The organism is Mycobacterium sp. E183, from assembly GCF_001667735.1.
Taxonomy (GTDB): Bacteria; Actinomycetota; Actinomycetes; order Mycobacteriales; family Mycobacteriaceae; genus Mycobacterium.
Genome location: NZ_LZJN01000192.1, coordinates 55,473 through 66,227, shown reverse-complemented (window position 1 = coordinate 66,227; position 10,755 = coordinate 55,473). Strand labels below are relative to the sequence as shown.

Below are 10,755 nucleotides of genomic sequence, written 5' to 3'. Positions count from 1 at the left end.
GCCCCCGCCCGCCCCCCCCCCTCCGCCGCCCGCGCCGGCCCCGCCGTGGATGCCCCCGGCGGCCCAGCCGGCCGCGGCATCGGCGGACGGGCAGAACCCCACCCCGTTCACCGGCACGCCGCCGTTTGGGCCGCCCTCGTTCGTCCCGAAGACCGGCTCGACGGTGGGCGTGGCCCAGCCGATCATCATCAACTTCCCGGGAACGGTGGAGGACGCCGGTGCCGCGATCAACGCCGTGCATGTCTCGTCGGTGCCGCCGGTGCCGGGCAAGTTCTACTGGATGACCCCGACCCAGTTGCGGTGGCGCCCGATCAACTTCTGGCCCGCGCACACCGCGGTGACCGTCGACGCCGGCGGCACCGTGACCAACTTCCAGACCGGGGACACGCTGATCGCCACGGCCGACGACTCCACCCACCAGCTGACCATCACCCGCAACGGCACGGTGGAGAAGACCTTCCCGATGTCGATGGGCATGACGTCCGGCAATCACCAGACGCCCAATGGCACCTACTACGTGCAGGACAAGAAGGCCTCGGTGGTGATGGACTCCTCCACCTACGGGGTCCCGGTCAACTCGACCTACGGCTACAAGGTGACGGTCGAGGACGCGGTCCGCTTCGACAACGTCGGCGACTACGTGCACAGCGCGCCATGGTCGGTCGACGACCAGGGCAAGCGCGACGTCAGCCACGGCTGCATCAACATCAGCCCCACCAATGCCAAGTGGTTCTTCGACAACTTCGGCCCGGGTGACCCGATCGTCGTGAAGAACTCCAGCGGCGGCAATTACAAGAAGAACGACGGCTCCGCCGACTGGATGAACTAACCTCCCAGCCCGGCAGCCCCCGCAAGCGGGAGGTACCCCCAGCAAAATCGCCCATCCCGAAGAGGAATTGGGCGATTTTGTGTCTGCTCGCGAGTGTAAGTGGGGGCTTTCGCGGGGCGCGCGATTATGTATAGCATCATACATACTGCCGACCCGAGGAGCGCCGATGCGCAGTCCACGCGAGCGGATGGTGATCTCCGCCGCGCTGCTGATCAGGGAGCGGGGCGCCCACGCCACCGCGATCTCCGATGTGCTCGAGCACAGCGGCGCGCCGCGAGGCTCGGCGTACCACTACTTCCCCGGCGGCCGCACGCAACTGCTCTGCGAGGCGGTCGACTACGCCGGCGAACACGTCGCCGGGGTCATCGCCGAAACCGACAGCGGAGCTCAGCTGCTGGACACCCTGATCGACAAGTACCGCCGCCAGCTGCTCGACAGCGACTTCCGCGCGGGCTGCCCCGTGGTCGCGGTCTCGGTGGAAGCCGGTGAGGAAGACGGCGAACGCATGGCGCCGGTCGTCGAGCGTGCGGCGTCGGTGTTCGACCGCTGGACCGACCTGATCGCGCAGCGCTTCATCGCCGACGGGATACCGCGCCCGCGTGCCGCGGACCTGGCGATGCTGGCCACCACCGCGCTCGAGGGCGCGATCGTGCTGGCCCGGGTGCGCCGCGACCCGGCTCCCCTTGACGTCGTGCACCGCCAGCTACGCGACCTGCTGCTGGCCGAGGCGACCAGAAAGGACGTCCCGCGATGACCGGAGAATGGAAGTCCACCGCCTGCATCCTCTGCGAATGCAACTGCGGCATCGTCGTCCAAGTCGAGGATCGCCGGCTGGCCCGCATCCGGGGCGACAAGGCGCACCCGGCGTCGCAGGGGTACACCTGCAACAAGGCCCTGCGGCTGGATCACTACCAGAACAGCGGCGCTCGCCTCACGTCGCCGCTGCGCCGCCGCGCGGACGGCAGCTTCGAGGAGATCGATTGGGACACCGCGATCGTCGAGATCGCCGAGGGTTTCAAGCACATCCGGGACGCCTACGGCGGCGACAAGATCTTCTACTACGGCGGCGGCGGGCAGGGCAACCACCTCGGCGGGGCGTACAGCGGCGCCTTCCTCAAGGCCCTCGGGTCGCGCTATCGGTCGAACGCGTTGGCGCAGGAGAAGACCGGCGAGGCGTGGATCGACGGGCAGCTGTACGGCGGCCACACGCGCGGCGAATTCGAGCACGCCGAAGTGTCCGTCTTCGTCGGGAAGAACCCGTGGATGTCACAGAGCTTTCCCCGGGCCCGGGTGGTGCTCAACGAGATCGCCAAGGACCCGGCCCGGTCGATGATCGTCATCGATCCCGTCGTCACCGACACCGCCAAGATGTCCGACTTCCACCTGCGGGTGCGGCCCGGCACCGACGCGTGGTGCCTGGCCGCGCTGGCGGCCGTCCTGGTGCAGGAAAACCTTTGCAACGAAGCGTTTCTGGCCGAGCACGTGCGCGGCGCCGACGCCGTCCGCGCCGCGCTGCGCGAGGTGTCCGTGTCCGACTACGCACAGCGGTGCGGGGTCGACGAGGAGCTGTTGCGCGCGGCGGCCCGCCGCATCGGCGCGGCGGCCAGCGTCTCGGTGTTCGAGGACCTCGGGGTGCAGCAGGCGCCCAACAGCACGCTCTGCTCCTACCTCAACAAGCTGCTGTGGATATTCACCGGCAACTTCGCGAAAAAGGGTGGCCAGCATCTGCATTCGGCATTCGGACCGCTGTTCGGCCAGTTCTCCGGCCGCACGCCGGTGACCGGCGCCCCGATCATCGCCGGGCTGGTGCCCAGCAACGTCGTGCCCGAGGAGATCCTCACCGACCACCCGGACCGATTCCGGGCCATGATCGTGGAGAGCAGCAACCCCGCCCACTCGCTGGCCAACTCGGCGGCCTGCCGGGAGGCCTTCCAAGCGCTCGAACTGATGGTCGTCATCGACGTCGCGATGACCGAGACCGCCCGACTCGCACACTACGTGCTGCCCGCGGCCTCCCAGTTCGAGAAGCCCGAGGCCACCTTCTTCAACCTGGAGTTCCCGCACAACGCTTTTCAGCTGCGCCGGCCGCTGCTCGAGCCCCTGCCCGGAACGCTGCCCGAACCCGAGATCTGGGCCCGGTTGGTGCGGGCGCTGGGCGTGGTGGACGACGCGGACCTGCGGCCGCTGGCCGAGGCCGCCCAGCGCGGCCGGCGGGCCTACACCGAGGCGTTCCTCACCGCGACCGCGAACCCGACGGTCGCGAAGCTGCTGCCCTATGTCCTCTACGAGACGCTCGGGCCCACGCTGCCCGACGGCCTGCGCGGCGCGGCCGCCCTGTGGGGGCTCGCCCAGAAGGCCGCGCTGACCTATCCCGACGCGGTGCGCCGCGCCGGCCACGCCGACGGCAACGCGCTGTTCGACGCGATCCTCGACACCCCGTCCGGGGTGACGTTCACCGTCCACAACTACGAGGACGATTTCGCGTTGATCAGCCACGCCGATCACAAGATCGCGCTGGAAATCCCGGAAATGCTCACCGATTTGGCGGCCCTGGCCCAGGCGCCACCGCGGCTCACCACACCGGAGTTCCCGATCGTGCTGTCGGTGGGCGAGCGCCGCGCCTACACCGCCAACGACATCTTCCGCGACCCCTCCTGGCGCAAACGCGACGCCGACGGGGCGCTGCGAGTCAGCGTCGAGGACGCCCAAACCCTCGGGCTCGCCGACGGATGTCGCGCCCGCATCAGCACCGCGGCCGGCAGCGCCGAGGCCACCGTCGAGATCACCGAGACCATGCTGGCCGGGCATGCGGCCCTGCCCAACGGTTTTGGGCTCGACTACGTCGACGGCGACGGGCAGACCGTGACACCGGGCGTCGCCCCGAACGCGCTCACCTCGACGGAATGGCGCGATCCCTACGCGGGCACGCCGTGGCACAAGCACGTGCCCGCCCGGATCGAAGCGGTCGGCGTGCCCGTCAGTTCCAGATCCTGACCCGCCGCTGCGGCTCCAGGAACAGCGCGTCGTCCTCGGCGACGTCGAACGCCTCGTAGAAGGCGTCCATGTTGCGGATGACGCCGTTGCAGCGGAACTCCGGCGGTGAGTGCGGATCGGTGGCCAACCGCCGGATCGCTTCCGCCGGGCGGGATTTGGTGCGCCACACCTGCGCCCAGCCGTAGAACACCCGCTGCACGCCGGTGAGGCCGTCGATGACGGGTGCGTCCTGGCCGTCCAGCGACAGCTGATAGGCCAGCAGGGCGATCGACAACCCGCCCAGGTCACCGATGTTCTCCCCGACGGTGAACGCGCCGTTGACGTGGTGACCGGCGTCCAACCCGCGCGGCGTGTACGCCTCGTACTGCTCGATCAGGGCCTTGGTGCGGGCGCCGAATTCGGCGCGATCGGCGTCGGTCCACCAATCCACCAGGTTGCCGTCGCCGTCGTACTTGGCGCCCTGGTCGTCGAAGCCATGCCCGATCTCGTGCCCGATCACCGAGCCGATCCCGCCGTAGTTGGCGGCGTCGTCGGCCTCGGGGTCGAAGAACGGCGGCTGCAAAATGGCTGCGGGAAAGACGATTTCGTTCATCCCCGGGTTGTAGTAGGCGTTGACCGTCTGCGGGGTCATGAACCACTCGTCCTTGTCGACCGGACCGCCCAGCTTGGCCAGTTCGCGGTCGTGGTTGACCGCATAGCCGCGCCGAAAGTTGCCGTACAGGTCGTCGCGGTCGATCACCAGCGCGGAGTAGTCCCGCCACTTCGCCGGGTAGCCGACCTTGGCGACGAACTTGTCCAGCTTGGCCAGCGCCCGCTCCCGGGTCTGCGGCGTCATCCAATCCAGCTCGTTGATGGACAGCCGATAGGCCGCCTTGAGGTTGTCCACCAGCGCGTCGATGCGCGCCTTGGCCCCGGGCGGGAAATACCGCTCCACATAGATCTTTCCGACGGAATCGCCCATCAGGTTCTCCACCAGTGACACGGCCCGCTTCCAGCGTTCCCGGATCTGCTCGGCGCCGGTGAGCAGCCGGCCATAGAAGTCGAAGTCCGCGGCGACCAGCTCGTCGGTCAGCCAGGACGCCCGCGCGCGGATCAACCGCCAACGCGCCCAACGCTTCCAGTCCTCCAGGTCGCCGGTCGCCCACAGGTCGGCGAATGCGGTGAGGTAATCCGGTTGCCGCACAATGACTTCCGCGAACGCCTCCGGTGTGCCGCCGAGCGCGGTCGCCCAGCCGACCCAGTCGAAGCCCTTGCCCTCGGCCTGCAGGTCCGCGAAGGTCCGCAGGTTGTAGGAGAGCTCTGCGTCGCGTCGCTTGACCACGTCCCAGTGCGCGGCGGCCAGCTTGGTTTCCAGCGCCACGATTCGGGCCGCCGTCTCGGCGTGCGTTTCCGCGGCGCCGCCGTACACCAGGGCGAACATCCGGGCGATGTGCCCCGGGTAGGCCGCGAGTACCTCGGCGTGCCGCTCTTCGCGGAAATAGGACTCGTCGGGCAGCCCGATGCCGGACTGGGTGACGTGCACGAGGTACCGGGCGGAATTCTTGGCGTCGGTGTCGATGTACATCGCGAGGCCGCCGCCCACCCCGGTGCGCTGCAGCGCGCCCACCGCCGCCGCCAACGCGTCCGCGTCCGCGGCGTCGTCGATCGTGGCCAGCTCGTCGAGCAGGGGTTGCAGGCCGCGCCGCTCGATGGCCGCCTCGTCGAGGAAGCTGGCGTACAGGTCGCCGATGCGTTGTTGGTCGGTGCCCGCGGCGGCGCCGGTCTCGCTGGCCTCGACGATCAGATCGCGCACCTGCTCCTCGGCACGGTCGAACAGGTGCCGGAACGCGCCGTCGGTCGCACGGTCCGCCGGTATGTCGTATTCGGCCAGCCAGCGGCCGTTGACGTGTCCGAACAGGTCGTCTTGGGGGCGGGTGTCGGCGTCGACGTGGCTCAGGTCGATGCCCGAGCGGATGGCCTCTACAGTCACCCCGCCATCCTTCCATCTTTGTCGGGTGCGACGATCGGGCCATGTCCGACGGCCAGCGAACCGAGCCAACCAACGAGCAAGTCGCGGAGGCGGAGGACGCCGACGCCGAGGAATTCCGTGACGACGACGCCGCAGGCGGCCCGATGTTCTCCGCGTACGGCATCGCGTCGGCCGTCCTCGGTGTGCTGTCGGTGGCGGCGATCGTGTTCGGGTTCTTCCTGTGGTCGGGGCACCGCGACGACACGGGCGAACGCCGCTACCTGTCCCGCGTCATGCAGACCGCCGCCGAGTGGACCGGGGTGCTGATCAACATGAACAGCGGCAACGTCGACGGCAGCCTGCAACGGCTGCACGACGGCACGGTCGGCGAACTCAATACCGACTTCGACGCCGCCATGCAGCCCTACCGGCAGGTGGTGGAGAAGCTGCAGTCCAAGAGCGCCGGGCGAATCGACGCGGTGGCCGTCGAGACCGTGCACCGTGACCTGGACACCCAGCCCGGTACGTCCCGGCCGGTGGTGACCACCAAGCTGCCGCCGTTCGCCAGCCGGTTGGACGCGGTGATGCTGGTCGCGACCTCCGTCAGCGAGAACGCCGGCGCCAAACCGCAGACGGTGCACTGGAATCTGCGCCTCGACGTGGTCAACGTCGACGGCAAGCTGATGATCTCGGGGCTGGAATCGATCCGATGAGAAACCTCCTGCGCCTGCTCGCGTTCGACATCCTGGCGCCGCTGGCCGCGGTGGCGGCGTTGCTGGCGATCGGGCTGGTCCTGGGCTGGCCGCTGTGGTGGGTCTCGGCGTGCTCGGTGCTCGTGCTGCTGATCGTCGAGGGCGTCTTGGTCAATTTCTGGCTGCTGCGGCGGGATTCGGTCAGCGTCGGCACCGACGACGACGCGCCGGGGCTGCGGTTGGCCGTCGTCTTCCTGTGCACGGCCGCACTGGTGGCCGCGGTGGTCACCGGTTACACGCACTGGACGCGGTCGGACCGCGTCTTCAAGGACGACTCCCGCGACGTGGTCCGGGTCGCCACCGGGATGGCGGAGGCGATGGCGTCGTTCACCCCGGGCGCCCCGGACAGCTCCATCGACCGGGCGACGGCGCTGATCGTCCCCGAGCACGCAGCCGCCTTCAAGGAGCAGTACACGAAGTCCAGCTCCGAACTGGCCCAGCACAATGTGACCGCGCAGGCCGCCACGCTGGCGGCCGGGGTCGAGGCGCTGGGGCCGTCGGCGGCCAGCGTCGCGGTGATCCTGCGGGTCACCCAGAACGCGCCGGGCCAACAGCCCAGCCAGTCGGCGCCCGCGCTGCGCGTGGCGCTGACCAAGCACGGCGACGCCTGGCTGGTGTCGGACGTGCTGCCGATCAGGTGATCAGTTGGAGTCTGCCGAGCGCGTCGACTTCACCTTGACGAACCGGTCCGAGAGCCGGCGCATCCGGATCATCAGGGCGGCCGACGGGCTGGTGCTGCCGTCCAGGTAGGCGGCGAGCTCCGCGGCGGTCACGCCGATGCGCGAGGCGAATTCCTGCTGCGCCAGGCCGGAGCGGTCGATGAGCAGTCCGACGTGGCGGGCCACCTCGGCGCGTTCGTTGGCTTCCAGGTGGGTGCGGGCGCGTTCGAGCACCTCCCACAGCGCCTTGGAGATGCCGTAGGGCCGGGTGCCTTCGAGCACCTCTTCGACCTGGCGGGCGGTGCGGCCGTACGGGTCGCGCTTCAACGCCGCGGCGATCCGCTTCCAGGTGGCGATGTCGCCGCCCTGCAGCGCAGCGCGGATGGCGGAGGTGGGCCAGAACTCCACCGGCTGGTCGGGGTCCGGGGCGGGCGCGGCGTCACGCCTGCGCGGCTCGGTCGCCGGCCGGTGGGGCGGTGCGGGGCGTCGGTCAGGTGCCAACGTCACCTCGCCTCCTCCAGCATCGCGACGGCCACCGAGAGGCAGCGCTGCCTGATCTCCTCCCAGTCCGAGCGGGCGTCGGTCTCCGACCCCTGCTCGTCGTTGAAATCACAGGGATCCGGATCAGCGAGTCGACGGACCAACTGGGTGGCGATCCATTGCCGCCTGGGCGACTGACAACAGTAGTACCTGTCCATGCCGGCCAGCACCACAGCGGCGGTCTCGGGCTCCAACGTTTCAACCATATCGGCAAAGTCGGCGTAATCGCGTTGGCTGTTACGGCTCATGATGAGGTAGCCCTTGAGGCGCAGCGTCTCGGCGCCGGTCGGGACCAGCAGCCGGTCGCCGGTGGGCAGCTGCACGTGGGTGGTTTCGACCGGGCAGCGGCGCTCGTAGACGGCCCGGTCGGCGGCCTCGGTCTCGCTCTCCAGCGCGTCGATGGCGACGGAGAGCCGCCCCCGCCACAGGGTGACCGGGTGGACGGGCCGGTCCGCCCCGACGATCGCCTTGGCGATGCCGTTGCGCGAGGTCAGCCCGCCGACCAGTTTCTTGGTCCCCGAGGAGCCGTTGGTGTGGCCGTTGCTGCCGTTCTTCCGGTCGGCAGCGCCGGCCGCGACACCCGCCCTCTCGTCGTCGATGTCGACCTGGTGGGGGATCTGACCGGGGTCCCGGCCGCGCTCGGTGTCGGCTCCCTCCGGCTGGGCGCCCGGCCTTTCCTTGCCGTTGCGTCCGCAACCGGTGAAGGCCAGCGGGTCGGTCACGCAGATGGCGTCGGGCGCCAGGTGCTTGAGCTTGGCCGCCGACTTGAGCACCATCCGCAGGTCGGCGTTCGGCGCCGTCAGCGCCGAGATGTCGTCGGGGATGACCACCACGTCGCCCAGATCGACCTCCGGCAGGGGCCGGTCGAAGTCGACCGACGGCAGCACCCGGGACAGCCACGGCGGGATCCACCAGTTCCACTGGGCGAACATGGCCATCAGCGCCGGCACCAGTACCAGCCGCACCACCGTGGCGTCCACCGCGATCGCCACCGCGCAGGCGACGCCGATCTCGGCGACCAGCGGCATGCCGGCGAACGCGAAGCCGATGAAGACCGCGATCATGATCAGGGCCGCGCTGGTGATGGTGCGGGCGCTGGTGCTCACGCCGTACGCCACCGCGTCGCGGGTGTTCCCGGAGTGCAGGAAGCGTTCGCGGATGCGGGTCAGCAGGAAGATCTCGTAGTCCATCGACAGCCCGAAGGTCATCGCGAGGACCAGCGGGGGGACCGTGCTGTCGATCGAGCTGATCTGGGCGAAGCCGAGGCCCTTCAGCCAGCCCCACTGGAACACCATCACCAGGCTGCCGTACGCCGCGGCGACCGACAGCAGGGTCATCAGCACGCCCTTGAGCGCCAGGAACACCGAGTGGACCGACACGAGCAGCATCACGAACGCGATCAGCGCGACGATGGCCAGCACCAACGGCTCGGTCTTGGACACCTGGTCGTCGAAGTCCTTGATCAGCGCGGTCGGGCCGCCGACATCCACGCGGGCGGTTCCCCGGTCGGGCACCTTGGGCAGCTGCGCGCGCATCCAGCCGACGGTCTCGCGGGCGCGCATGTCCTCGGGGTCGACCGTCAACACCGCGGAGAGCAGGGCGCTGCCGTTGTCCTCGGCGAATTGCGGCGGCGCGACGGACACGATGTTGGGCGCCTGCGTCATGCGCTGCCGGATTGCGGCGATGGTCTGTCCGTGCTCGGGTGAGGCGGCACCGCCGTCGGGGAAGGTGATCAGCACCCGGATCGGGCCGAGCGCGCCGGGGCCGAGCGCCTCGGCCGCCGCGCCCACGCCGGCGCGGATCTCGTGCGAGGAGTCGAACTGGCGCAGCAGGCTGTTGCCGAGCACCATCGACGACGCCGGCGCGGCCATGACGAGCAGGACCAGCGACGCCCCCAGCGCCGACATCCACGGCCGCCGCATGACCCAGCCGATCCAGCGGTTCCAGAACCGCGATTGGCCGCCCTCCGGTCCGCGCGACCAATGCAGGAACGCCGACCGCTTGGCGGCCGACCGGCCGAAGGTCGCCAGCGCCGCCGGGGTGAGCGTGGTCGACGTCAACATCGCGACCGCGACGGCCAGGATCGCTCCGGTCGCCATCGACTTCAGCGCCGGCGTGTTGATCACGTAGATACCGGTGAGCGAGGCGACGACCGTCATCCCGGACAGCACCACGGCCAGCCCGGAGGTCGCCATCGCCGCGTCGACCGCCTCCTTCGGCTCGCGGCCGGAGCGCAGCTCCTCGCGGAAGCGCATCAGGATGAACAGCGAATAGTCGACGGCGAGCGCGATCCCGAACATCGACACCGTCGAGGTCACGAACACCGACATGGTCGTGTAGGCCGACAGCAGGTAGACCAGGCCCATGGTGACCACGACCGTGCAGATGCCGAGGGCCAGGGGGATCGCCGCGGCGGCGAGCGAACCGAAGACGGCGAGCAGGACGATCAGGATCACCGGCAGGTTCCAGCGCTCCGCGGCGGCGATGTCGTGCTTGGTGTTCTGCGCCGCGGCGGCCGACAACGCACCCTGCCCGATCACGTACAGGCGCACCCGGCCGTCCGCGGTCTGGCCGGCCTGATCGCCCTTGACCCCGACCTTGGTGCGCAACCGCTTGGCGACGTCGCTGGTGTTGCGGGAATCCAGCCGCAGCGACAACACGTACGGCCGGTCGGGTTGCGGCGGCCGCTGGGTGGGGTTGGGCACCTCCGAGACGCCGGGCACCTCGGCGGCGGTGCGCCTCAGCAGCGCGACGGCGTCGTTGATGTCGGCGTAGCTGGCGTCCGGGCGGGGCGCCGCGACCAGGGCGAGCGAGGACGACCCCTGGTCGTGGTACAGCTCCTCGAGCTGGTCGTGGACGAGCAGCGACTGCGAACCGGCCACCTCGAAGCCGCCGCCGGTCAGGTTCCCCGACTGCGTCAAGGCCAGATAGACCGCCGGAACCAACGCCAGCAACCAGCCCGTGAAGACCAACCAGCGGTACTTACGCAGGCTGCGGCTGAGGCGCATCATTAACTGCTGGATTTCTTCACTC

General features: G+C 69.6%; 8 protein-coding genes. 5 read left to right on the top strand and 3 right to left on the bottom strand.

Annotated elements, in window-relative coordinates:
- The 3 genes from A5691_RS23750 to A5691_RS23740 all read left to right on the top strand — a co-directional run.
- Positions 1-829 (top strand): L,D-transpeptidase family protein (locus A5691_RS23750; RefSeq protein WP_068266805.1); only part of this gene is annotated, 829 nt, incomplete at its 5' end.
- A gap of 166 nt (positions 830-995) precedes the next feature.
- Complete coding sequence (locus tag A5691_RS23745; protein ID WP_067761333.1) at positions 996-1,583, top strand: TetR/AcrR family transcriptional regulator; 588 nt, start codon at positions 996-998, stop codon at positions 1,581-1,583.
- Entirely contained in the window at positions 1,580-3,823 is a 2,244-nt protein-coding gene (locus A5691_RS23740) for a molybdopterin-dependent oxidoreductase (protein WP_067782670.1), read from the top strand. Before A5691_RS23745 ends, A5691_RS23740 begins: the two co-directional genes overlap by 4 nt.
- Here A5691_RS23740 and A5691_RS23735 read toward each other — a convergent pair.
- Positions 3,807-5,792, bottom strand: coding sequence for a M13 family metallopeptidase (locus A5691_RS23735; protein ID WP_067754982.1), 1,986 nt, complete (start codon positions 5,790-5,792; stop codon positions 3,807-3,809). The genes A5691_RS23740 and A5691_RS23735 overlap by 17 nt on opposite strands.
- Positions 5,793-5,833: 41 nt before the next feature.
- Between A5691_RS23735 and A5691_RS23730 the strand changes: the two genes are divergently transcribed.
- Together A5691_RS23730 and A5691_RS23725 are read left to right on the top strand one after the other, a co-directional pair.
- Entirely contained in the window at positions 5,834-6,484 is a 651-nt protein-coding gene (locus tag A5691_RS23730) for a hypothetical protein (protein WP_067754979.1), read from the top strand.
- Entirely contained in the window at positions 6,481-7,164 is a 684-nt protein-coding gene (locus A5691_RS23725) for a hypothetical protein (RefSeq protein ID WP_067754977.1), read from the top strand. Before A5691_RS23730 ends, A5691_RS23725 begins: the two co-directional genes overlap by 4 nt.
- Here the strand turns inward: A5691_RS23725 and A5691_RS23720 are convergent, their stop codons facing one another.
- The gene (locus A5691_RS23720; protein WP_067754974.1) at positions 7,165-7,689 is read right to left on the bottom strand and encodes a helix-turn-helix transcriptional regulator; all 525 of its coding nucleotides are present in this window, start codon (positions 7,687-7,689) and stop codon (positions 7,165-7,167) included.
- On the bottom strand, positions 7,686-10,733 hold the full coding sequence (locus A5691_RS23715) for an efflux RND transporter permease subunit (RefSeq protein WP_068018000.1): 3,048 nt from the start codon (positions 10,731-10,733) through the stop codon (positions 7,686-7,688). Before A5691_RS23715 ends, A5691_RS23720 begins: the two co-directional genes overlap by 4 nt.
- Between the last annotated feature and the right edge of the window lie 22 nt (positions 10,734-10,755).

Bases quoted from the DNA above. Each gene is read 5' to 3' on its own strand.
- A5691_RS23745 (WP_067761333.1), top strand. From the start codon at position 996: ATGCGCAGTCCACGCGAGCGGATGGTGATCTCCGCCGCGCTGCTGATC.
- A5691_RS23740 (WP_067782670.1), top strand. From the start codon at position 1,580: ATGACCGGAGAATGGAAGTCCACCGCCTGCATCCTCTGCGAATGCAAC.
- A5691_RS23730 (WP_067754979.1), top strand. From the start codon at position 5,834: ATGTCCGACGGCCAGCGAACCGAGCCAACCAACGAGCAAGTCGCGGAG.
- A5691_RS23725 (WP_067754977.1), top strand. From the start codon at position 6,481: ATGAGAAACCTCCTGCGCCTGCTCGCGTTCGACATCCTGGCGCCGCTG.
- A5691_RS23715 (WP_068018000.1), bottom strand. From the start codon at position 10,733: ATGATGCGCCTCAGCCGCAGCCTGCGTAAGTACCGCTGGTTGGTCTTC.